Origin of the sequence: Wenjunlia tyrosinilytica (assembly GCF_014646055.1) — a bacterium.
In the GTDB taxonomy this organism is placed as follows: Bacteria; Actinomycetota; Actinomycetes; order Streptomycetales; family Streptomycetaceae; genus Wenjunlia; species Wenjunlia tyrosinilytica.
The window spans coordinates 258,313-279,217 of sequence record NZ_BMMS01000005.1; the positions used below are offsets into that span (position 1 = coordinate 258,313).

Sequence of the window (20,905 nt, forward strand, 5' to 3'; positions counted from 1 at the left end):
CCTCGGTTCGGAAGATGACTCGGTGCTGTCGGCTCTGGCGGTGGTTCAGCGGTACTTCTTCAGTTCCTGGCGGGCCAGGGAGCGCCGGTGGACCTCGTCCGGGCCGTCCGCCAGGCGCAGTGTGCGGGCCTGCGCCCACAGCTGGGCGAGCGGGAAGTCCTGGGAGACTCCCCCTCCGCCGTATGCCTGAATCGACTTGTCGATGACCCATTCGGCCATCAAGGGGGTGATGATCTTGATGGCCTGGATCTCGCTGTGGGCGCCCTTGTTGCCGACGTTGTCCATCAGCCACGCGGTCTTGAGCACCAGCAGCCTGGCCTGCTCGATGCGCACCCGCGACTCGGCGATCCACTCCTGCACCACGCCCTGCTCGGCGAGCGGCTTGCCGAACGCCACCCGGTCCACAGCTCGGCGGCACATCAGCTCCAACGCGCGCTCGGCCATACCGATCAGCCGCATGCAGTGGTGGATCCGGCCGGGGCCGAGACGGGCCTGGGCGATGGCGAAACCGGTGCCCGGCTCGCCTATGAGGTTCCCGGCGGGAACCCGCACGTCCTGGAAGTCGACCTCGGCGTGGCCTCCGTGCGGTCCGTCGTCGTAGCCCATGACGGTCATCCCGCGGCGCACTGTGACCCCGGGGGTGTCACGGGGGACGAGGACCATGGACTGCTGGCGGTGCCGCTCGGCGCCGGGGTCGGTCTTGCCCATGACGATGAAGATCTCGCAGGCGGGGTCCATGGCACCGGAGGACCACCACTTGCGGCCGTTGACGACGTAGGAGTCGCCGTCGCGCTCGATGCGGGTGGTGATGTTCGTGGCGTCGGAGGAGGCGACGTCGGGCTCGGTCATGCAGAACGCCGAGCGGATCCGGCCCTCGAGCAGCGGGGTCAGCCAGCGCTCCTGCTGTTCCTGGTTGCCGAACTCGGCGAGCAGCTCCATATTGCCGGTGTCCGGGGCCGCGCAGTTGAGCGCCTCGGGGGCGAGCATCGGGCTGCGGCCGGTGATCTCGGCGAGCGGGGCGTACTGGAGGTTGGTCAGCCCCGCCCCGTGGCGCTTGTCGGGGAGGAAGAGGTTCCACAGCCCTCGGGCGCGTGCCTCCTCCTTCAGCTCCGCGGTGACGGGCGGGCGGGACCAGCCCTTTCCCGCGGAGTGCAGTCCCGCGACCTGCTCGGCGAAGACCGGCTCCGCCGGGTAGACGCGCTCGTCCATGAAGGCGAGCAGTTCCTTCGACAGCTCCTCGGTGCGAGCGTCGGGTGTGAAGTCCATGGCTGAACCTTTCACGACAAGCCCGAAAGGCCGCGGGAGGCGAGCGGTGCGACCATCGTCCCGATCTGGTCGAAGCCCTCCCCCACGGTCAGGCCCTGCAGATAACGGAAGTGGATGCCCTCGGCGATGACGGCGAGCTTGAGGCAGCCGAACGCCACGTACCAGGCGAGCGGCTCCAGATCGAGGCCGCTGCGCCGGGCGTACTGCTCGACCAGCTCGGCTCCCGGCGGGAAGCCCGCCTTGTCGCTGATGCCCTGGGCGACGGGGTTGTCCGGCAGCAGTTCGCGGATGACGTCCCAGTAGACGAGGAACAGACCGAGGTCGGCGAGCGGGTCGCCGAGCGTGGCCATCTCCCAGTCGAGGACGGCGGCGATCCGGCCGTCCTCGCCCACCACCGCGTTGTCCAGGCGGAAGTCGCCGTGGACGATCCCGGTGCGCTGAGTCGCGGGGACGCTGTCGAGAAGACGCTTGTGCAACGAGTCGAGTTCGGGCGTGTCGCGGCTGCGCGAGGCGGCGAGCTGCTTGCCCCAGCGCACGACCTGCCGGTTCAGATAGCCCTGCGGCCTGCCGAAGTCGGCGAGCCCGACCTCGGCGGGATCGACCGTGTGGAGGTCGGCCAGGACGTCCATCAGATGCCCGGACAGCTCCCGCGCCCGCTCCCGGCCCAGCCGCGCGGTCTGCCCGGCGCCGCGCAGCACCTGCCCCTCCACGTGCTGCATGACGTAGAACGGGGCGCCGAGAACCTCGGGGTCCTCGCACAGCAGGTGGGTGACGGGCACGGGCACGGGGGTGGGTGCCAGGGCGGAGATGACCCGGTACTCACGGGCCATGTCGTGCGCGGTGGCGAGCACATGGCCCAGCGGGGGCCGGCGCAGCACCCAGCGTCGGGCGCCGTCGGTGACGGTGTACGTGAGGTTGGAGCGCCCGCCCGCGATCAGCTCTCCGGTGAGCGGCCCCTGGGCGAACCCGGGATGCCGGGTGTCCAGCCAGTCGCGCAGCACGGCCAGGTCGAGACCCGGCAGAGCCGTCTCCGCAGTGCCCTCCATCGGTGTCCTCTCCATCGAGCTGACCGACCAACCGGTATGTCGGGGATCCCGAACTACCAGCGGGTAATGTGACGACACGCGAAACCGTAGGAGGAAGTCGGTCCGGTGTCAACGGCCGATGCACGCCATTCGGCTGTTCTTTCGGCCACTGTTCGGCGATGACCGACCAGCTGGTATGTTGTCCCCGCGTCCCAAGGTGGAGGAGGTCGACGAGATGGCGGACCAGGTCGCCCGGAAGGCCACCGCAACCGACCGCCCGGTGCCCGACCGGCTGCTCGCGGTGGCGACCAGGCTGTTCGCGGCCAGGGGCTTCGAGCGGACCTCCGTCCAGGAGATCGTCGACGCGGCCGGGGTCACCAAGGGGGCGATGTACCACTACTTCGACTCCAAGGACGACCTGCTCCACGAGATCTACCGCAGGCTCCTGAGCATGCAGACAAAGGCACTGGAGCGCATTGCCGACGGGCCGGGAACGGCGGTGGACCGGCTTCGTGAGGCCGCCGCCGACGTGGTGGTGAGCACACTCGCCCACCTCGACGACGCGGTCGTGCTGATGAATTCGCTGCACCTGCTCGCACCCCACACCAGGGCCCGGGTGCGAGCGGAGCGCAGGCGCTACCACGAGCGGTTCCGCGCGCTCGTCGACGAGGGCAGGCACGAGGGATCGGTGCGCTCCGACGTCTCGGCCGATCTGGCGACCCACCATTTCTTCGGCGCGGTGCACCACCTCGGGTCGTGGTACCGGGCCGAGGGGAGCCTGCGGCCGAGAGAGGTCGGCGAGGGGCTCGCGGAAATGTTCCTCACCGGAATCGCACGGACGGAAAAGGGCGCACAGCCGGACGCCGGGAAGAAATCACCGGCGGGTGCGGCGGGGACGTTCGGGAATTCGGGCACTTCTCCCGAGCCCGCATGAATTCCTTTTGAATTCCCGAGACCTTCCATGGCTCCCTGGGCTGCCCGGCGTCCCGCGCCCCTCCAACCTCTCCCGGCTACCCCCGGCTGCCCTGCCGGAGGGGTCCGGCAGGCGCTCGGCACATCAGGGGAAGCTCAGCGCACGAGCAGGTCGAGCAGCCGTTCGGTCTCGGCCAGCGGATCGCTCGTCAGACCGGTGTGCACCGGCCCCGGCTGGACGACGGTGCTGCGCGGCGCGGTCAGCCAGCGGAACCTGCGGCCGGGCTCGTCGCCCGCCGCCTGTCCGGCGCCGTCCCCACCGCCGCAGACACCCTCGACGGCACGCAGCGCGGCCCGCACGCCCTCGACATCCGCCTGCGGGTCCAGGCAGCGCAGCCGGGTCTCGTCCAGATGGGTCCTCGCCGCCACGAAGCCCTTGGCGCGGCAGTAGACCAGCACACCCGCGTTGATCAGCTCTCCGCGCTCGACGCGGGGGACGACACGCAGCACCGCGTACTCGAAGACATCGCGCCGCGCGCCGCCCGGCGGGTTCCCAGGTGCCGTCGTCATTTCGACTGCCGTCCCTTCAGCCAGGCCGGGGCGTTGCCGACGCCGGGCTTCTCGGGGCGCCGGTAGTCGGCGGGCACGCTCGGCCGCCAGGCGTCGGCGGCGCGGGCACGGGCGAGCAGTTGCCGTGTGTAGGCCGCCCGGACGGCTTCGGGACCGCCGAACCCCGGCTCGTCGGTGATCCACTCGTCCGGGACGAGAGCGACGACCTCACGCAGCAGTTCCTCGGTGACCTTGGGGGCGAGCTCCTCCCGCGCCGACGCGATGTCGGGGGTGAAGGGCGCCAGCGCGTGGTCGGAGGCGTCGTAGGGCTTGGTGACGGACCGGTCCGCGGTGGGCCAGTTGTGGTGCCAGATCATCGTGGCGCCATGGTCGATCAGCCACAGGTCGCCGTGCCAGAGGAGCATATTGGGATTGCGCCAGGAACGGTCCACATTCCCCACCAGGCCGTCGAACCAGACGACCCGCCCGGCTTCGCGCGGCTCCACCTCGAACGCCAGCGGGTCGAAACCCAGGGAGCCCGGAAGGTAGTCCATCCCGAGGTTGAGCCCACCGCTGGCCTTGAGCAGATCCTGGACCTCCTCGTCCGGCTCGCCGAGGCCGATCACCGGATCGAGTCGCACCCGCACCAGCACGGGGACGCGCAGACCGAGGCGCCGGGCGAGTTCACCGGCGACGACCTCGGCCACGAGGGTCTTGCGGCCCTGCCCCGCGCCGACGAACTTCGTCACATACGTCCCCAGGTCGTCCGCCTCGACGATTCCGGGCAGTGACCCGCCTTCACGCAGGGGTGTCACATAGCGGGTCGCTATCACCTCGGTCAGCACCGGCCCAGCCTAGCGGGGGTGTCACAGGCCCCCAGGCCAGCCGACGCGTGTCAGGCTGAACACTCACATCGCCGCCCGCGTATCACTACGGTGAGCGCAGTATTCCGTTGAACCGTTTCAGGAGTATGCAATGGCCGACACTGCAGGTATCCCCACCCGGCGCACCGTGGTCGCAGCGGCAGGAGCGGCGGGTCTCGTCGCCACCCTCGCGGCGTGCGGCGACGGCTCCAATGACAGCTCCAAGGACGCCGGCTCTCCCGGGGCCAGCGGGGGCGACCAGTCCCAGTCCAGCGGCGGGGACACCGGCGGGGACACCGGCGGGGACACCGGCGGCGGCACGGGCGGCAAGGACCTCGGGAGCGCCGCGGACATCCCCGTGGGCGGCGGGAAGGTCATTGACAAGAAGGTCGTGGTCACCCAGCCGACGAAGGGCGACTTCCGGGCCTTCTCGGCCATCTGTACCCACCAGGGCTGCCCGGTCTCCGCGGTGGAGGGCGGCACCATCAACTGCCCGTGCCACGGGAGCAAGTACAGCATCGAGGACGGCAGCGTGAAGGGCGGCCCGGCACCGAAGCCGCTGTCGAAGCTGAATGTGAAGGTGGAGGGCGGCTCGATCAAGCTGGCCTGATGAGGCAGGAGCAGGCGCGGACCCTCCTCGTCCCGCGGGCGGGAGGGGGTCCATGCCTTGCCGTGCCTTCGGTGCGCCTGCGCCCCTCTCGGGCCTGGGCGCCCGCCTCCCGTGCCCCCTTTCCGTGCCCGCCTGCCGTGCCCGCTTTCCGCGCCCCCCTTTCCGTGCCCGCCTTCCGCGCTCGCCTGCCGTGCCCGCCTTCTGCGCCCGACGGGCATGTCCAAGGGCCGCCGGCCCTTCAGGCTCCTTGCGGGCTCCTTCTGTGCCATCCGGCTCCTGTGCCCTCCAGCTCCTGGGCCCCAGTTCCTAGGCCGTCCAGCAGGACAGGATCTCGCCGGTGGTGGCGACGGTCGCGACCAGGGACAGGGTGTTCGCGACCATCGCACGCCTGTACTCGGCGGGGACGGACGCGATGGCGTCCTCGGGCACGACCGCCTCGTAGCCCAGGTTGACGGCGTCGAAGACGGCGTTGGGCACGGCGACGTTGGCGGACACGCCGGTCACGACGAGCGTGCGGCAGCCGAGGTTGCGCAGCACGGGATCGAGCCCCGTTCCCGCCAGCGGCGACAGACCGTGCAGGCGGCGGGCGTAAAGGTCGGTGTCCGCGACGGGGATCTCCTCGGCGACGTCGGCCATCGGCGAGCCGGTGAGCTGCTGGACGGGCAGACGGGCGGCGGCATGGAACAGGCGTGCGTTGCGGTTGGCGCCCCTGCCGTCCGAGCGCCGCTCGGCGATGGCGTGGACGACGGTCGCTCCCACCCCGTGGGCAGCCGCCACCAGCGCCGCGACATTCGCGAGTGCGCCTTCGGCGCGTACGGCCTCGGCGAGCTCCGGCAGGGCGCCGTCCCGGCCGATGACCCCGCGCTGGCATTCCACGGTGAGCACGGCGGTCGTGGCGGGGGCCAGCCGTGCGGCGAGGCGTTCCACCCGAGTCGTCATGACCGCCCGCCTCCCCATGATGCGCGGGTTCCGCGCTTGGACCCCGTTCCGGCGGGCACACTATCTGACAATGCGTCAGATCAATAGGATCCGGCAGCAGGGCCGGGCGGTGGGGGTGCGGGAGATGGCGAGCGGCGCACAGCGGCGGGGCCGCAGGATCATGATGACGGACGCCGAGGTCGACGCCTTCCTGGCCGGCGCACGCACATGCCGGGTGGCGACCGTGGGCGCGGACGGCGGACCGCATGTGAGCGCCCTGTGGTTCGCGTGGGACGGGACGTCGCTGTGGCTGTATTCGATCGTGCGCAGCCGCCGCTGGACGAACCTGCGCGACGATCCACGGATCAGCGTGCTCGTGGACGACGGGGACGGCTACGACGAGCTGCGCGGGGTGGAGCTCAGCGGTGTCGCCGTACCCGTGGGCGAGGCGCCCCGCACCGGCGAGCCGAATGACGAGCTGAACGCGGTTGAGCGGCTGTTCGCGGGGAAGAACTTCGGTCTGGACGCGATGCCGCACGATGGACGGCATGCCTGGCTGCGGCTGACGCCGGAGAGCGTCGTGTCCTGGGACTTCCGCAAGATGGCGGATGCTCAAGACCGCGCAAAGTGATGCTTTTTTGGCCATTCTCCTTAGAATCGGCCACGTGACTTCTCGAAGCCCCCGGCGGCTGGTGATCGCCGCGACCATGACCAGCGGCCTGCTGATGGCCGCCGGGCTGGCCGCCGCCTCCCATGTGCACTCCGAGGAGCTCGGATCCGATGGCTACCGGCGGCCCGGACAACTCGCCGAGGCCGAGCCACGCCGCCCCGCCTACCCGACGGCGGCACGTGTGCAGGGGGCACGCACCATCGGGGCCGTGCGCTACACGGCGCGGGACAGCGACCACTTCTGCACCGCGAGCGTCGTCGACAGCCCGCACCGCAATCTCCTGCTGACCGCGGCGCACTGCGTGTACGACAGCGAGGACGGGCCCGCGCGGGGTCTGGCCTTCACTCCCATGGCCGAGGACGGCAGGACTCCGCTCGGCGTGTGGAAGCTCGGCCGGGTCTTCGTCGCACAGGGGTGGAAGGATGCCGAGGACGAGGACGAGGACTTCGCCTTCGTCACCGTCGAGCCGCTGGGCGGCAGGAACGTCCAGGACGTCACGGGTGCCAACCGCGTCGCCGTCGATCCCGGCTACACCAATCAGGTGCGGGTGATCGGCTACCCCAACTCCTCCGACTCCCCCATCGGGTGCGATGTGACCGGCCGCAGGGCGATGCCCCACCAGATGCGGTTCGACTGCAACGGGTACTCCGAGGGCACCAGCGGGTCCCCCTGGCTGCGCGACTACGACGCCCGGTCGGGCTCGGGCACGGTGGTGGGCGTCCTCGGTGGCCACCAGGCCGGCGGTGACATCCACTGGACCTCGTACGGCGCCTATCCGGGCCGGGAGTTGGACAGGGTGTACAGCGAGGCCAAGCGGGGCTAGCGACAACTGGACGGCCATTGCCGAGGGAACGTTTCACCAGACCCCCGTCCGGGTGCGTTGCGGCCGGGGCTGCCGCTCAGGGTACGGAAGGCGTAGCAGGATCGCTGGTCGGGGGCCGGTCGCGGACCGCGACCGGCCGCAGCTCGGCACACTCCGGAGGCCCGGCCATGAGCACCATCCCGAACGACCGCAAGTACAGCAAGGACCACGAGTGGGTACTGCCGATGGGCAAGGAACGGGTGCGGGTGGGCATCACCGACCATGCGCAGCGGCAGTTGGGTGACGTCGTCTACGTGGAGCTTCCGAAGGCCGACGACCGGCTCGAGGCCATGGAGCCCTTCGGCAGTGTGGAGTCCGTCAAGGCGGTCTCCGAGGTGTACATGCCCGTCGCCGGCCGGATCACCGCCGTGAACGAGGCGCTGAACGACGATCCGGAGCAGGTCAACACCGACCCCTACGGCGACGGCTGGATGATCGAGATCGCCGTGCCCGACTCGGGGAAGCTCGACGGCCTGCTGTCCGCCAAGGAGTACGAGGACTACATCAAGGAGGAGGCGGCCGAATAGCCCGCGGCGGCAGCCGAGTGGTGGGCCCCGCCGACGCGGTCCGGTTTCCGGCCGGGCGGCGCCGTTCCCGGCCGGTTCGTCCTCCTCAGGCGTCACCGAGGGAGGCGGGCAGGGCCGCTCCGGCCGCCTGAAGGGCGCTGACGGCGGCGCGGATCGCCGGACGGCGGGCGGCGTCCGCCCGCCACACGGCGTAGATGTGCCGGGTGAGCGTCGACCTGACCGGCACCGCCCGCACTCCCTGGGGCATGGGGTCGCGGCCGAGCCGGGGCGCGACCGCCACCCCCAGCCCCGCCGCCACCAGCGCCAGTTGGGTGTGGTGCTCGGACGCCGTGTGGGAGATACGGGGCTCTATCCCCTGGGAGCGCAGGGTCAGCAGGAGCCACTCCCGGCAGAAGCCGCCGCTCGGCCAGCAGATCCACTCCTCTTCGGCGAGGTCGGTGAGGTCCACCGCCTCGGCCGCGGCCAGCGGATGGCCCTCGGGGACCACGACGTCGGCGGTGTCGTCGCACAGCGGCGCCTTCATCAACCCGCCGGGCAGCGCCAGCGGTGCGTTGAACCAGTCCAGGACCACGGCCATGTCCAGGTCGCCCCGGCCGACCCTGGGCAGGGACTCGACCGGCTCCATCTCGTACAGGCTCGCCGCCAGCAAGGGGTGGTCGGAGCGCAGTGAGGCGACGGCCTGCGGGCCGAGTCCTCGGGCGGCCGTGGGGAACGCGCCGATGGCCAGGTCGCCGACCACGGCCCCCCGGTGCGCCTCCAGCTCGGACTGCGCCTCCTCGACCTGGGACAGGATCCGCTCGGCATGCTTGACCAGCAGGTCGGCGGCGTCGGTGAGCCGCACCCCGCGGCCGCTGCGGGCGAGCAGCTGCTGGCCCGTCTCGCGCTCGAGCTTGCCCATCTGCTGGGAGATGGCGGACGTGGTCACGCGCAGGACGTCGGCGGCGGCGCTCACCGATCCATAGGTGGCGATGGCGTGCAGGATACGGAGCCGCTCCAGGTTCAACATGTAAGTGATGCTACGCCTTCTCGCTTACTTTTTATCGCTTGTGCTACGACTTCGTTTCGGTCACGCTGTGGCCATGAGCCCCTCCTCGTCCGCGCGATCCGCCGTCCCCATCGATGCCGCCCCCATCGATGCCGTCCCCATCGAGCCCATCCCCATCGGCGCCGCCCCCGACGATGCCGCCCCCGTCGATCCCGCCGCATCCCTGCCCTCGGGCGCGCCCGCCGTCGCCGATGCCCCGGTCCGCCGCCGAACAGCCTTCAACTGGCAGGACTGGCGGCTGAAGTTCGTGGCGCTGGGGCTCATCTGGGGCCTCAGCTTCCTGTTCATCAAGGTCGGCACCCAGGCGTTCGCTCCCTTGCAGGTCACTCTGGGGCGGATGGCGTTCGGCGCGGTGGTCCTGATCGGAGCGGCGGCTTTCAAGCGGGAGGGCCTGCCGCGCGACCTGCGCACCTGGGGACACCTGACGATCGCGGCGGTCCTGCTCAACGCCCTGCCGTTCTCCCTGTTCGCCTACTCCGAGCTGTACATCCCGTCGACGCTGGCGGGCATCTGCAACGCGACCACACCCCTGTTCAGCCTGCTGGTGGCCCTGGTGGCGCTCAGGGACGAGCGCCCCACCGGCCGCCGCACGTTCGGCATGGCACTGGGCTTCGCGGGAGTGCTCGTCGTCCTCGGCGCCTGGCAGGGCTTCGCCGGGGTGGACATGGGCGGCACGGCGATGGCGCTGATCGCCTCCGCGAGCTACGCGATCGGCTGGGCCTATGTGCGCCGCTTCCTGTCCGGGACGGGCCGCTCGAGCCTGTCGCTGTCGTCGGCTCAGCTCCTCATCGGTACCGCCCAGCTCGCCGTGCTGACCCCGCTGTTCACCAGCGCTCCCACCTCGTTCCCGCTGGACGCCACGCTGAGCGTCTTCGCCCTGGGCGCGCTCGGCACGGGGCTGGCGTTCCTGCTGCAGTACGGACTGGTGCGCGACGCGGGCGCGACCGTCGGCACGATGGTCACCTACCTGATCCCGATCGTGGCGACCGTCGCGGGAGTCGTCCTCCTCGACGAGCGGCTCACCTGGAACCTCCCGGTCGGCGCCGTCATCATCCTCTCCGGCGCCTTCCTGGCCCAGAACCGCAAGGTGTAGTCGCCGTGGCCCCGGCCGCGGTCACGCGTACCGGCGGGCGGCGGGCGGACGGACGGCCGCCGCCACATCGTCGGCCAGGGTCTCGACCTCCTCCTGCCGCAGCGGCGAGACGGTGATGCGCACGCCCTGCGGCGAGGACATGCGGAAGCAGGCGCCCGGGGCCACCGCCCATCCGGACTGGAGCAACCGGGTGACCGCGCCCGTCTCGTCCGGCACCGGCACCCACACATTGAAGCCGCTGCGCCCGTGCGCCTCGACCCCCCGCCGCCTCAGCCCCTTCACGAGCGCGTCGCGCCGGTCCGCGTATCCGGCGGCGATGTCGGCGGGGCGCACGGCCTCCGATTCCCACAGCAGCGCCACGGTGGTCTGCAGCAGATGGCTCACCCACCCGGGGCCCAGCCGGTGGCCCCCGAGCACCCGGTCCACGGTGACCGGGTCGCCGGTGAGGACGGCCAGGCGCAGATCGGGGCCGTAGGCCTTGGCGACCGAGCGGACGAGGGCCCAGTTCCTGGCCGCGGGCGCCAGCGGATGCAGCGGCAGGTCGACGATGCCGTGGCCGTGGTCGTCCTCGATCAGGAGCACCTCGGGGTGGGCGGCCAGGACCGAGCGCAATTGTGCCGCGCGCCGTGCGCCGACGGCTGCCCCCGTGGGGTTCTGGGCCCGATCAGTGACCACGAGGGCGCGCGCCCCCGACGTCAGCGCTCTGCCCACGCCGTCGGGGAGGGGGCCGTCGTCGTCCACGGCGACGGGCATCGCACGCAGCCCCAGCCCGGGAACGAGGTCGAGGAGGCTGCCCCAGCCGGGGTCCTCGACGGCGACGGCGTCACCGGCGCGCAGATGGGCGCGCAGCACCCTTTCGATGGCGTCCAGCGAACCCGAGGTCACCGCGATCGGGCCGGGCGGAACGCCGTCGGCGTCCAGCGCCCGGCGGGCCAGCCGCTCCAGCTCGGGATCGACCGCCGGGGCTCCGTAGAGGACCGGGCGTTCGGCGTTGCGGGCCGCGGTCGCGGCCAGAGCCGCCTCCAGCGAGGGCAGCAGGGAGGGGTCGGGGTTGCCGGTGGCCACATCGCGCACGCCGGCCGGGGCCTCGACCCGGATCTCCTCGCGCGAGGTGCTGGCCGGACGAGACCTCACCCTGCTGCCGCGGCGGCCCCCCGTCTCGATCACACCCCGGTCGCGCAGCAACCGGTAGGCCGCCGCGACGGTGTTCGGGTTGACACCCAACTCCCCCGCCAGCTCTCGCAGAGGGGGCAGCGCCTGCCCGGGTTCGAGCCTGCCGTCGCCCACGGCCCGTTCGACGTCGGCCGCGATTTCCGATGCGCCACGCCCGGTGATCCGATACTCTCCTAGCACAAACAATATTATGCACTAGTGCAATGGAGTTGTCCATGTCGACCGAGGCCATGTCCACCGAGGGCACGTCCACCGAAGCGACGTCCACCGAAGCCGCGCGGCCCGAGGACTCGCAGCCGTCCCCGTACCCGGCCACCGAGCGCACCGTCCCCACCCGCGCCCGCGAGCGCGCCTCGTACGACCGCGAACTCGTGCACTCGATACTCGACGAGGCGTTTGTCTGCCATCTCGGCTTCGTGGCCGACGGCGCGCCGGTGGTCCTGCCGACCCTCTACGCCCGCGTCGGCGAACGCCTCTATGTGCACGGCTCGACGGGCAGCCGCCCGCTGCGCGCCGCGGGCGGCGACCCGGGCCTTCCGGTGTGCCTGACCGTCACCCTCGTCGACGGCATCGTGCTGGCCCGCTCGGCCTTCCACCACTCCGTCAACTACCGCTCGGTGGTCGTCCACGGCACGGCCCACGACGTCACCGACCCCGAGGAGCGCGCCCTCGCGCTGGACGCCCTGGTCGACCACACCGTGCCGGGCCGCTCCGCCGACTCCCGCCGCGGCAACGCGAAGGAACTCGCCGCCACCGCCGTCGTCCGCCTCGATCTGCGCGAGGTCTCCGCGAAGGTGCGCACCGGCGGCCCCAACGACGAACCCGAGGACGTCTCGCTGCCGCACTGGTCCGGGGTCCTTCCCGTCACCACCGGATTCGGCACTCCCATACCCGCCGACGACCTGGACCCCTCGTTCGCCGTCCCCGGCTACCTCGGCTCCCGGCGCTGAGCGGAGGAGGCACCGATGCTCATCCACCCCTGGGACGCCGCTCTCGACGAGAAGGAGTGGCAGGACTGGCTGGACGCCCACGACTTCGGTGAACTCGCTGTCAACGGCCCTCCCGGCCAGGGACCGTTGGTCCAGCCGCTGCACTTCGCCTACGACCACGAGCGGCGCGAGGCCGTCACCCACCTCGCCCGCCCCAACCCCCTGTGGGCCGCCGTCGAGGCCGACCCGCGGGTGACCCTCAGCGTTGTCGGCGACCACGCCTTCATCCCCACGTACTGGACCGCCCCCGAGGGCGCCCACCCCGACCACGGCACCGCCACCAGCTACTACGCTGCGGTCCAGCTCTCCTGCCTGGCACATGTCGTGGACGACGCCCGGGAGAAGTCGGCGCTCCTGCACCGGCAGCTCGCCCACTTCCAGCCCGAGGGCCGCTATGCCCGGGTCGCTCCCGGGGAGGCTCCCTACGGCCGGATGCTCCCCGGCATCCGAGGGCTCCGTCTGGAAGTCACCGAGGTCAGGGCCAAGTTCAAGTTCGCCGGGAACAAGTCCGACGGGATCCGCGCCGGCCTCGCCGGACACCTCACGGAACGGTCGGGGCCCGGCGACAGCGAGGCGGCCGCGCACATGCTGCGCCGCCACCCGGTGGACGGCGGCGACTGACCCGTATGACCGCCGGTGGGCCGGGGCACCGCGACGGGGGTACGGCGCCCTGCCCCGCTGGGCCACGGCCGGACGGCGCTCGGGCCGGACCGCTCAGCGGTCGGCCAACTCCTCGGCCGACACGCGGTCCTGTGCCCGGTGGACGTCGGGATCGGCCTCGATGCCACCGGGCAGGCTCGCCACGGGGCCCTCCCGCTTGGCGGACTGGGCGACGAAAGCTCCCAGGAGCACGACGAATCCGCCCACCAGCTGAGGGCCGGACAGGTGCTCGCCGAGCAGGAACCAGGCCAGCACCGTGGCGATGACCGCCTCCAGGCAGGCGACCACACCGGCGATCTGGGGCGAGAGCCTGCGAACGGAGACCACACCGGTGAGGTAGGCGAGCACGGTCGCCACAAGCACGAGCCAGCCCAGGAGGAGCACCGCGGGCACCGCGTGGTCCCCCATGGCCACCTGCCGCCCCAGCGCACCCCATTCCATGCCCCACGGCCGGGCCACCACGGTGAGCACGGCGGCGCCGATCATCAGGCCGAAGGCGCTGACGCCGAGCGGGTCGGCCCGGTCGTCGCCCGAGCTGCCGTGGTCGGCGAGGATGAAGTACCCGGCCTGGCAGCAGGCCGCGCCCAGCCCCAGCAGGAGTCCGAGCACGTCGAAGGCAAGCCCGGACCAGATCTCCACCACGCAGGCGAGGCCGCTGACGGCCAGCACCACGCCGACGGCCGCGCTGCGGGAGATCGGCTTGTGCTGCACGAAGCGCACCCAGCCGAGCACGAGCGCCGGGCCGAGGTATTCAATCAGGAGGGCGACGCCCACGGGGATGCGGGATATCGCGGCGAAGTAGCAGGCCTGCACACCGGCCACGGCGAGGAGTCCGAACCCCAGCAGAAGGGCGGGGCGGCGCACGACCAGGTCCCGGTGGCGCCAGGCCAGCGGCAGCATCACCAGCGCCGCGCCCGCGGCCCTGAGCCAGACCACGTGCAGCGGGTCGAGCCCGGCCTCGATCAGCGGTTTGGCCGCCACCCCCGAACCACCGAACGCCAACGCCGATATCAGGGCCAGTGAAAGCCCCGCGCTCCTGCCGGTGACGCCGGCCTTCTCAACCTGGTGCATCCCGCCATCGTCGCACCTGGCCGCGACATTGTGTCCATCGGGGTTTCAGCAGGTGGTCGGCGCTCTCACACGCCGCGTTCGCCCGGCGGCCCGGCGCCGGGATCGGGGTCCGCGTCGAGGGCGGGACCGGGTCCGGGAACAGGGCCGGGTCCGGGAGCAGGGCCGGGTCCGGGAGCGGGGCCGGAACAGCGGGCGGGACGGGCCGGGCTCACCCCGGCCGAGCGCAGGACCTCCACGGCCCTGCTGTCCCCGTCCTCAGTCAGCGCGGCCAGCAGATCGGCGCCGTCCGCCTGCTCGCTCCCGCGGGCCCGCGCCAGTGCGACCGCCCGCCGCAGGGCAGTCGCGGCGGCCGGGCTCCAGCCGGGCTGGGTGCGTGTCCCGGCCTCACCGGCCGGCTCCGGGATGGCGCGGGCGCCGCCGGCCGCGGCCGACAGACCGCCCGAATCCTCCACCGAAGCCTGCCACTGGAGGCCGAAACCGATGCTGCGCTGCACCAGATAGCCGAGCAGCCGGGCGATCTGCATGCTGTCGAAGAGCTCCCGCACCCCGGGGTCGGCCTCGATGAGGGAGTGGAGCAGGTGAGCGGTGTCGACCTGCCGATCGGCGTCCCGGGCGGCACGCCTTCGGGCGCCCGCGACAGCGGACCGCAGCTCGCGGGTCAGCCTCGACTCCAGTTCGGCCGACGGCGGCGGATCGGCCGTCGCACGGGTATTGCTCTGCACATTCCCACCCCATCAGCCCCGCTCCGCGGCGGCGTCCGCGCGGCGGGCCATATGTGCATCAGCCCTCAGAAGGGGACAGATGCGCGTCTTCTCATCCTCTAGGAAGATACGGGCTGGAAAGCGCTTGCTCCAATCGGCGCTGGAAGCGAGCTCGGCCACCCCTGCCCGCACGAAGGCGAACCGCGCGCTCGAGCGGTCACCGGCGCTTCCCGATCGCCTTCGCAGTGACCACCGCCAGTGGCCGAGTCAGCAGTGCAGCACACTAAGGTCATGTCGTCAGCAATGGAGCTGAGGAGACCGCAGTGACCGACCCCGTGTACGTCATCGACACCGCTCGCACCCCGATAGGGCGGTTCAACGGCGCGCTGGCCCACGCCCGGCCGGACGACCTCGCCGCCGCGGCCCTGCGGGGCGTGGTCGACCGCAACCCGCAGATCACCGACGCCATCGACGACGTGATCCTCGGCAACGCCAACGGGGCGGGTGAGGAGAACCGCAACGTCGCCCGCATGGCCGTGCTCCTCGCGGGGCTGCCCCTGCGCACCCCGGGCACCACCGTCAACCGGCTGTGCGGTTCCGGGCTCGAGGCCGTCATCCAGGCGCGCCGCGCCATCGCGGTCGGTGACGCGGACCTGATCGTGGCGGGCGGTGTGGAGTCGATGACCCGCGCACCGCTGGTCATGCTCAAGCCGGACAGGGCATTCGCGCACCGCGACCAGACGCTGCACTCCACGAGCATCGGCTGGCGGATGGTCAACCCGGCGATGCCCGAGGAGCACACGGTCTCCATGGGCGAGGGAGCGGAGATCCTCGCCGAGCGCTACGGCATCGGCCGCGAGCGCCAGGACGCGTTCGCCCTCGCCAGCCACCGCAAGGCCCACGCGGCGTGGGAGAGCGGCCGCCTCGCCCGCGAGACCGTCGCCGGGCCGTGGGAACTCGAGCGCGACGAGTCGATCCGGCCGACGACCGACGAGGTCTCGCTGGGCAGGCTCGAGCCGGCCTTCCGCCGCGAGGGCGGCACCGTGACGGCGGGCAACTCCTCCCCCATCAACGACGGCGCCTCCTGCGTCCTGCTCGCGAGCGAGCGCGCGGTCCGCGCCCATGGCCTCGAACCGCTGGCCCGTGTCGTCGCCGGAGGCGTCAGCGCGCTGGAGCCGCGGCTGTTCGGCCTCGGGCCGGTCGAGGCGACCGCGTCCGCGCTCGACCGCATCGGCCGCTCGCTCGGGGACCTGGACGCGGTCGAGCTCAATGAGGCGTTCGCGGCCCAGGCGCTGGCGTGCCTCGACGAGTGGAAGGCCGTGGACCCGGAGATCGTCAACCCGCACGGAGGGGCCATCTCCATCGGCCACCCCCTCGGTGCCACCGGCTCACGGATGGTGGGGTCACTGGCTCTCACCCTGGCCGACCGGGGCAGCGGACTCGGCGTCGCCACTGCCTGCATCGGCGTGGGCCAGGGCCTCGCGGTCGTGCTGGAGCGCTGAGCGTTCCCCGCGGGGTGCCGGCCGCGACTGCGGCGAGCACCCCGCGGGTGGCCCTTCAGGGCCAGAGGAGTTCCTTTCGCCAGCCGTCCGCCGCCCCCTCGTCGACCCGCTCGTACCTGAGCCGGATGTGGCGGCGCTCCGGATCGCCCTGCCAGAACTCCACCTCGTCCGCCCACAGGGTGTACACGGTGAAGTCCGGCGGTACCGCCTCGGGATGGCCCCGAAGGAGCTCTCGCGCCTCGCGGTCCGCCGCGTCGAACTGAGCGAGGTCCGCCATGGGCGCGCTCTGCCGCCCGATCAGGCCCGCCAGCCGCGCGGGCTCGGGCCGTTGCAGAAACGCCCGTCTGCCGGTCTCCGGGTCGGCGGCCTCCACCCGGCCGCTCACCCGCACCTGACGCCCCTGCTCGGTCCAGTACATGGTCATCGCGGCCCAGGGGTTGCGCGACAGCTCGACGCCCTTGCGGCTGAGCGCGCTCGAGGCGAACACCCATCCCGCCCGCTCGGCGTCCACGTCCCGCAGCATGAGCACCCGCGACGACGGCCGCCCCCGCTCGTCCGCCGTGCTCAGCGTGACGACGTGCGGCTCGACGACGTCCTCCCGCACCGCCTGCGCCAGCCACTGGACGAACAACTCCCCCGGCCGCTCGGGCGCGCCCTCCACGTCGAATCGCGGAAACGGCCCCACCATCACCGCCAGCCCCCGCAACAACTCCGCCACCTCCATACCCACCTCCACCAGGATCGTGGCACACCGGCTGGCGACGTGGGCCGCCGCGGACGACCGGATGCGGGGTCAGTGGCGGGCCAGGTGGAAGATGGGGCCGGCTTCGGCCTCGAGGACGCAGCGGTTGGGGAAGAGCGCGCGGTAGTGGACCTGGCGGCCGCGCCATTCGCCCATGGCCTCGGCGATGACCGGGGCGTAGTTCTTGACGCAGAAGCGCTCGTCCGCGGGCAGGGTGGTGATGCGTCCGTCCACGGACCGCAGCGTGTCGCAGGCCGTCTCGGCGTGCGGGTGGGTGCCTCCGTCGGGGGAGCAGGTCAGCACCGCCCATTCACGGTCCGGGCCGTCGGCGTCCTCACCGCGGACGACGCTCAGCCACAGCCGTCCCTCCGGTGCCCCGAGCGCGGTGGGCCGCTCCCGTGCCGCGACCGGCGCCGAGGGCGCGGCCGCCGCTGCCGCCAGGGTTACGACCAGTGCCACCATCCGCGCCGCACGGGCGCCCCGGTTGCTTCGCATGCCGCGTACTCCTGATCCGGGCGGACCTGCGCCGCCCCCTTCCTCATATCGGCACGACGGCGCCCGGCAACATCCCCGACCACCCGATCGGACCATCAAGCCATAAAAACTGACGTTCCGTCAGTCTTGAATGTTCTCCCCGCCGTCGCTACGGTCCCCCGGACCGCCGCCGGGGCCTCCGCGCGGCGCCCGACGAAGGAGGACCGATGGCCGAGGTCCACGCTCAGGCGCACATCACGGCTCCGCCCGAGAGGGTCTGGGACCGGCTGACCGACTTCGAGTGCTACGGCCAGTGGAACGCCACGCACACCGGCTTTCCCAAGGGCGTTCCCGACGCCCCGGCGAAGGGGGAGTCGTTCCAGGAGAACATGAGGCTGATGGGCTTCCCCGCCGAGGTCACCTGGACCGTGGAGGAGTGCGAGGCACCGCGGGTGCTGTCGCTGTCCGGCAACGGCCCCATGGGCGTCGCGCTGAGGCAGGTGTACCGGCTGGTGCCCGGCGCGGACGGGGGCACGGACGTGGCGGTCCACAGCTCGTTCACCGGCGCCGCCGTCTCCCTGATGGCGAGCAAGCTCGAAAACGCGGGGACCTCCGCCCTGGCCCAGTCCCTGAGCCGGCTCGCGGATGTGGTGCGCGCGAGCGCTTGAGGGATCGTGCGGTCGCGCGACGGCGAGTACGGCGAGCCGGTGTGCGGGCGGTTGCAGCCGCCCGCACACCGGATGTCTCAACGGACCGTGAAGTCCGCGCTCTTCTCCCCCGCCGTCAGACGGTAGACACCGGCCTCGACCCGGGGCGTTCCGGCGCCGTCGAGGTCGCCCGGGGTGACGGCGAGCCGGGACAGCGGCACGGACAGTTCCACCTGCCTGGTCCGGCCCGCCTTGAGGGTCACCTTGGTGAACGCCGCCAGCCGCTTCGGCGCAGCGAGCACCGCGCTGCCGACCGGCCGGGAGGCGTAGACCGGTACGACGAGCCGGCCGTCGCGGCCGCCGGTGTTGGAGACGGTGACCTTCACCTTGACCGTGCCGTCCGGTCGGACCGAGTCGCCGGCCACGGTGACCGCGTCGAAGCTGTAGTCGGTGTAGGACAGTCCGGCTCCGAAGGCGAACAGCGGCTCGTAGCCGGAGCCCGGCCCGCCATTCGTCCCCGGCAACTGCTGGTAGTGGAACGGCTCGTTTCCGATCGCCTTCGGCCAGGAGACGGTCAGCCGCCCACCGGGGTTGGCCTTGCCGAACAGCACATCGGCGACCGCGTGCCCGCCCTCGGTGCCGGGCAGCCACGACATCAGCAGGCCCTGGGTGCCGTCGGCGTCGCCGAGGGCAAGGGGACGTCCGGCGATGACGACGGTGACCACGGGCTTGCCGCTCGCCTTGACCGTCTTGACCAGGGACTGCTGGTCGGCGGCGAGTTCGGGCCTCGGGCTGTCGGCCTCGCCCTCGGCCGCGGCCCGCTCCCCCACCACGGCCACGACGAGGTCGGCATCCGCCGCCTCGGCCGCCGCCTCCTCAGCGGTCCTGGCGTGGACGATCTCGGTGCCCTGCGGCGCCGCGTCCTTGAGCCCCTCGAGCACCGTGGTGCCCGGCAGTTCCACCCCGTCCGGGACCCGCTGCCAGCCGATCGTCCAGCCGCCCGCCTGGTCGTCGATGTTGTCGGCCTTGGGACCCGTTACGACGATCTTCTTGGCGGATTTGGCGATGGGCAGAACGTTGCCGTCGTTGCGCAGCAGCACCTGCGACGCGGTCGCCGCCTTCCTGGCGAGGTCGGCGTCGGCGCCGAGCACGGCCTCGTCCGCCTTGGAGGCGTCCACGTAGGGGTGTTCGAAGAGCCCGAGCTCGATCTTGAGCCGGAGCACCCGGCCCGCGGCCTGGTCGATGCGGCGCTTGGAGACCAGCTTGTTGTCGACGGCCTCACGCAGCGCCTCGGTGAACCCCTTGGCGCTGTAGGGCTCCATCGCCATGTCCAGACCGGCGTTGACGGCGAGCGCGACGGCGTGGGTGTAGTCGGGGGCGAGGTGGTAGCGGGTCTGGAGTGCGCGCACGTCCTCCCAGTCGCTGACGGTGACGCCGTCGAATCCCCACTTGTCCCGCAGGACCTTGGTGAGCAGGTACTTCGAGCCGGTGGCCGGTACCCCGTTGACCGCACCGGAGTTGATCATCACGGTCTTGGCACCCGCCTGGACCGCCCGGTGGTACGGCGGCAGCAGGGTGTCCTGGAGGTAGCGCATGGACACGTCGGCGGGCACCCGGTCGTGCCCGTTGGACGGCTCCGAGTAGCCGCCGAAGTGCTTGACGGTGGCGGCGACCTGCTTGGCGCCGTGCGCGTTCTCGATGCCCTTGACGCTCGCGGCGGCGAGCGTTCCCGTCAGCAGCGGGTCCTCGCCGTAGGTCTCGTAGTAGCGGCCCCAGCGCTGGTCGCGGGCGAGGTCGGCGACGGGGGCGAAGTTCCAGTCGATACCGGTGGCCGCCACCGCGGTGGCCGTCGAGGCGCCCGTCCTGCGCACCAGCGCCGGGTCCCAGGTCGCGCCCAGGCCGATCTGGTGCGGGAAGACGGTGGCGCCGAGAATGTTGTTGTGGCCGTGCACGGCGTCCACGCCGTACAGGATCGGGATGTGCAGCCGGGAGTTGTCGACGGCGTACTTCTGGACCGCGTTGACCATCTCGGCCCAGTCCTTGGGGGTGTTCTTCGACGGCCCCATGCCGCCGCCGGACAGGATCGAACCCGCGGCGTAGTCCTTGAGGACGGTCTTCATGCACGCGTCGTTGAGCGCGCCACCGCTCCATTCGCAGTCACCCTGAATCCGGGTGACCGCGATCTGGTCCATTTGTCCGATCTTCTCGTCCAGTGTCATCCGCCGCAGCAGGTCCTTTACCCGTTCGGCGGTGGGTGCCTTGGCGTCGCGGTACAGCGGCCCCTTGTGGGCCGCGGGCGGCACGGCCGCTACCGCGGCCACGCAGGCGATGACGGTCGCCACGGTCACGGCGCCTCTTCTTCGGCGACGGCCGGACGGCATGTGGGATGCGGAACCACGTGGGAGCGATCCGTGCGAGGCAAGCGGCATACGGGTGTCCCGTCCTCATCGAGCCCCTCGGGGGCCGGTGGCACCGGTGCGGGAGCAGCCCCGATGCCTGGCGCGGCAGATTCCGCAAACGTCCACGGCCAACTTTCCGTAAACGTTTACGGCACGTGCTCACGCCACTCGGGTCACGCCCGTACCGTCTGTTGGGCACGGAGTCTG

22 protein-coding genes are annotated in these 20,905 nt (G+C 71.9%); 10 read left to right on the forward strand and 12 right to left on the reverse strand.

Features of this window, described 5'->3' with window-relative positions; all coding sequences use genetic code 11:
• Window positions 1-45: 45 nt before the first annotated feature.
• Complete coding sequence (locus IEY86_RS07925) at window positions 46-1,266, reverse strand: acyl-CoA dehydrogenase family protein (RefSeq protein WP_189130811.1); 1,221 nt, start codon at window positions 1,264-1,266, stop codon at window positions 46-48.
• 11 nt (window positions 1,267-1,277) lie between these two features.
• Window positions 1,278-2,312 (reverse strand): phosphotransferase family protein, encoded by a 1,035-nt coding sequence (locus tag IEY86_RS07930; protein WP_189130812.1) that lies wholly within the window; start codon window positions 2,310-2,312, stop codon window positions 1,278-1,280.
• A gap of 214 nt (window positions 2,313-2,526) precedes the next feature.
• On the opposite strand from IEY86_RS07930, the gene IEY86_RS07935 reads away from it, so the two are divergent.
• Window positions 2,527-3,225 (forward strand): TetR/AcrR family transcriptional regulator, encoded by a 699-nt coding sequence (locus tag IEY86_RS07935; RefSeq protein WP_189130872.1) that lies wholly within the window; start codon window positions 2,527-2,529, stop codon window positions 3,223-3,225.
• Window positions 3,226-3,359: 134 nt separating this feature from the next.
• On the opposite strand, the gene IEY86_RS07940 is transcribed toward IEY86_RS07935, so the two are convergent.
• Both IEY86_RS07940 and IEY86_RS07945 read right to left on the reverse strand, forming a co-directional pair.
• Window positions 3,360-3,773 (reverse strand): DUF3037 domain-containing protein, encoded by a 414-nt coding sequence (locus tag IEY86_RS07940; protein ID WP_189130813.1) that lies wholly within the window; start codon window positions 3,771-3,773, stop codon window positions 3,360-3,362.
• Window positions 3,770-4,597: a HipA family kinase gene (locus IEY86_RS07945; protein ID WP_189130814.1), complete on the reverse strand. Its 828-nt coding sequence runs from the start codon at window positions 4,595-4,597 to the stop codon at window positions 3,770-3,772. Before IEY86_RS07945 ends, IEY86_RS07940 begins: the two co-directional genes overlap by 4 nt.
• Window positions 4,598-4,727: 130 nt before the next feature.
• Between IEY86_RS07945 and IEY86_RS07950 the strand changes: the two genes are divergently transcribed.
• Window positions 4,728-5,225 carry a Rieske (2Fe-2S) protein gene (locus tag IEY86_RS07950; RefSeq protein ID WP_189130815.1) on the forward strand — a complete coding sequence of 166 codons (498 nt, stop codon included), beginning with the start codon at window positions 4,728-4,730 and terminating at the stop codon, window positions 5,223-5,225.
• Between the two features lie 306 nt (window positions 5,226-5,531).
• Here IEY86_RS07950 and IEY86_RS07955 read toward each other — a convergent pair whose 3' ends face one another.
• A complete protein-coding gene (locus tag IEY86_RS07955; protein ID WP_189130816.1) occupies window positions 5,532-6,164 on the reverse strand; it encodes a cysteine hydrolase family protein in 633 nt (210 codons plus the stop codon).
• 124 nt (window positions 6,165-6,288) lie between these two features.
• Between IEY86_RS07955 and IEY86_RS07960 the strand changes: the two genes are divergently transcribed.
• The 3 genes from IEY86_RS07960 (at window position 6,289) to gcvH (ending at window position 8,202) form a co-directional block, all read left to right on the forward strand.
• Window positions 6,289-6,774 carry a pyridoxamine 5'-phosphate oxidase family protein gene (locus tag IEY86_RS07960; RefSeq protein ID WP_189130873.1) on the forward strand — a complete coding sequence of 162 codons (486 nt, stop codon included), beginning with the start codon at window positions 6,289-6,291 and terminating at the stop codon, window positions 6,772-6,774.
• A 34-nt stretch (window positions 6,775-6,808) separates the two neighbouring features.
• On the forward strand, window positions 6,809-7,636 hold the full coding sequence (locus tag IEY86_RS07965; protein ID WP_189130817.1) for a trypsin-like serine peptidase: 828 nt from the start codon (window positions 6,809-6,811) through the stop codon (window positions 7,634-7,636).
• Between the two features lie 167 nt (window positions 7,637-7,803).
• Complete coding sequence (gcvH, locus tag IEY86_RS07970) at window positions 7,804-8,202, forward strand: glycine cleavage system protein GcvH (protein ID WP_189130818.1); 399 nt, start codon at window positions 7,804-7,806, stop codon at window positions 8,200-8,202.
• A gap of 85 nt (window positions 8,203-8,287) precedes the next feature.
• On the opposite strand, the gene IEY86_RS07975 is transcribed toward gcvH, so the two are convergent.
• A complete protein-coding gene (locus IEY86_RS07975; protein WP_189130819.1) occupies window positions 8,288-9,208 on the reverse strand; it encodes a LysR family transcriptional regulator in 921 nt (306 codons plus the stop codon).
• Between the two features lie 73 nt (window positions 9,209-9,281).
• Here IEY86_RS07975 and IEY86_RS07980 point away from each other — a divergent pair, with 73 nt between their 5' ends.
• Complete coding sequence (locus tag IEY86_RS07980; protein ID WP_189130820.1) at window positions 9,282-10,340, forward strand: DMT family transporter; 1,059 nt, start codon at window positions 9,282-9,284, stop codon at window positions 10,338-10,340.
• A gap of 21 nt (window positions 10,341-10,361) precedes the next feature.
• On the opposite strand, the gene IEY86_RS07985 is transcribed toward IEY86_RS07980, so the two are convergent.
• Window positions 10,362-11,693, reverse strand: coding sequence for an aminotransferase class I/II-fold pyridoxal phosphate-dependent enzyme (locus IEY86_RS07985; protein ID WP_189130821.1), 1,332 nt, complete (start codon window positions 11,691-11,693; stop codon window positions 10,362-10,364).
• A 35-nt stretch (window positions 11,694-11,728) separates the two neighbouring features.
• Here IEY86_RS07985 and IEY86_RS07990 point away from each other — a divergent pair, with 35 nt between their 5' ends.
• Both IEY86_RS07990 and IEY86_RS07995 read left to right on the forward strand, forming a co-directional pair.
• Window positions 11,729-12,463 carry a pyridoxamine 5'-phosphate oxidase family protein gene (locus IEY86_RS07990; protein ID WP_229698229.1) on the forward strand — a complete coding sequence of 245 codons (735 nt, stop codon included), beginning with the start codon at window positions 11,729-11,731 and terminating at the stop codon, window positions 12,461-12,463.
• Between the two features lie 15 nt (window positions 12,464-12,478).
• Window positions 12,479-13,123 carry an FMN-binding negative transcriptional regulator gene (locus IEY86_RS07995; protein ID WP_189130822.1) on the forward strand — a complete coding sequence of 215 codons (645 nt, stop codon included), beginning with the start codon at window positions 12,479-12,481 and terminating at the stop codon, window positions 13,121-13,123.
• A gap of 93 nt (window positions 13,124-13,216) precedes the next feature.
• Here the strand turns inward: IEY86_RS07995 and IEY86_RS08000 are convergent, their stop codons facing one another.
• Together IEY86_RS08000 and IEY86_RS08005 are read right to left on the reverse strand one after the other, a co-directional pair.
• Window positions 13,217-14,233, reverse strand: a complete 1,017-nt coding sequence (locus IEY86_RS08000; RefSeq protein ID WP_189130823.1) for an EamA family transporter — start codon at window positions 14,231-14,233, stop codon at window positions 13,217-13,219.
• A 65-nt stretch (window positions 14,234-14,298) separates the two neighbouring features.
• Complete coding sequence (locus tag IEY86_RS08005; protein ID WP_189130824.1) at window positions 14,299-14,955, reverse strand: Clp protease N-terminal domain-containing protein; 657 nt, start codon at window positions 14,953-14,955, stop codon at window positions 14,299-14,301.
• 302 nt (window positions 14,956-15,257) lie between these two features.
• Between IEY86_RS08005 and IEY86_RS08010 the strand changes: the two genes are divergently transcribed.
• Entirely contained in the window at window positions 15,258-16,436 is a 1,179-nt protein-coding gene (locus IEY86_RS08010) for a thiolase family protein (protein ID WP_189130825.1), read from the forward strand.
• A gap of 55 nt (window positions 16,437-16,491) precedes the next feature.
• Here the strand turns inward: IEY86_RS08010 and IEY86_RS08015 are convergent, their stop codons facing one another.
• Together IEY86_RS08015 and IEY86_RS08020 are read right to left on the reverse strand one after the other, a co-directional pair.
• Complete coding sequence (locus IEY86_RS08015; protein ID WP_189130875.1) at window positions 16,492-17,160, reverse strand: pyridoxine/pyridoxamine 5'-phosphate oxidase; 669 nt, start codon at window positions 17,158-17,160, stop codon at window positions 16,492-16,494.
• A gap of 69 nt (window positions 17,161-17,229) precedes the next feature.
• Complete coding sequence (locus IEY86_RS08020; RefSeq protein ID WP_189130826.1) at window positions 17,230-17,673, reverse strand: SSI family serine proteinase inhibitor; 444 nt, start codon at window positions 17,671-17,673, stop codon at window positions 17,230-17,232.
• A 206-nt stretch (window positions 17,674-17,879) separates the two neighbouring features.
• On the opposite strand from IEY86_RS08020, the gene IEY86_RS08025 reads away from it, so the two are divergent.
• Window positions 17,880-18,320 carry a type II toxin-antitoxin system Rv0910 family toxin gene (locus IEY86_RS08025; RefSeq protein ID WP_189130827.1) on the forward strand — a complete coding sequence of 147 codons (441 nt, stop codon included), beginning with the start codon at window positions 17,880-17,882 and terminating at the stop codon, window positions 18,318-18,320.
• Window positions 18,321-18,397: 77 nt separating this feature from the next.
• On the opposite strand, the gene IEY86_RS08030 is transcribed toward IEY86_RS08025, so the two are convergent.
• Entirely contained in the window at window positions 18,398-20,647 is a 2,250-nt protein-coding gene (locus IEY86_RS08030; RefSeq protein WP_189130828.1) for a glycoside hydrolase family 3 N-terminal domain-containing protein, read from the reverse strand.
• Window positions 20,648-20,905 lie beyond the last annotated feature (258 nt).

Coding starts and splice junctions, on each gene's coding strand:
- IEY86_RS08020 (WP_189130826.1), bottom strand. CDS start 17,673: ATGCGAAGCAACCGGGGCGCCCGTGCGGCGCGGATGGTGGCACTGGTC.
- IEY86_RS07925 (WP_189130811.1), bottom strand. CDS start 1,266: ATGGACTTCACACCCGACGCTCGCACCGAGGAGCTGTCGAAGGAACTG.
- IEY86_RS07990 (WP_229698229.1), top strand. CDS start 11,729: ATGTCGACCGAGGCCATGTCCACCGAGGGCACGTCCACCGAAGCGACG.
- IEY86_RS07950 (WP_189130815.1), top strand. CDS start 4,728: ATGGCCGACACTGCAGGTATCCCCACCCGGCGCACCGTGGTCGCAGCG.
- IEY86_RS07930 (WP_189130812.1), bottom strand. CDS start 2,312: ATGGAGGGCACTGCGGAGACGGCTCTGCCGGGTCTCGACCTGGCCGTG.
- gcvH (WP_189130818.1), top strand. CDS start 7,804: ATGAGCACCATCCCGAACGACCGCAAGTACAGCAAGGACCACGAGTGG.
- IEY86_RS07935 (WP_189130872.1), top strand. CDS start 2,527: ATGGCGGACCAGGTCGCCCGGAAGGCCACCGCAACCGACCGCCCGGTG.
- IEY86_RS08015 (WP_189130875.1), bottom strand. CDS start 17,160: ATGGAGGTGGCGGAGTTGTTGCGGGGGCTGGCGGTGATGGTGGGGCCG.
- IEY86_RS07955 (WP_189130816.1), bottom strand. CDS start 6,164: ATGACGACTCGGGTGGAACGCCTCGCCGCACGGCTGGCCCCCGCCACG.
- IEY86_RS08025 (WP_189130827.1), top strand. CDS start 17,880: ATGGCCGAGGTCCACGCTCAGGCGCACATCACGGCTCCGCCCGAGAGG.
- IEY86_RS07995 (WP_189130822.1), top strand. CDS start 12,479: ATGCTCATCCACCCCTGGGACGCCGCTCTCGACGAGAAGGAGTGGCAG.
- IEY86_RS08000 (WP_189130823.1), bottom strand. CDS start 14,233: ATGCACCAGGTTGAGAAGGCCGGCGTCACCGGCAGGAGCGCGGGGCTT.
- IEY86_RS07975 (WP_189130819.1), bottom strand. CDS start 9,208: ATGTTGAACCTGGAGCGGCTCCGTATCCTGCACGCCATCGCCACCTAT.
- IEY86_RS07940 (WP_189130813.1), bottom strand. CDS start 3,773: ATGACGACGGCACCTGGGAACCCGCCGGGCGGCGCGCGGCGCGATGTC.
- IEY86_RS07960 (WP_189130873.1), top strand. CDS start 6,289: ATGGCGAGCGGCGCACAGCGGCGGGGCCGCAGGATCATGATGACGGAC.
- IEY86_RS07980 (WP_189130820.1), top strand. CDS start 9,282: ATGAGCCCCTCCTCGTCCGCGCGATCCGCCGTCCCCATCGATGCCGCC.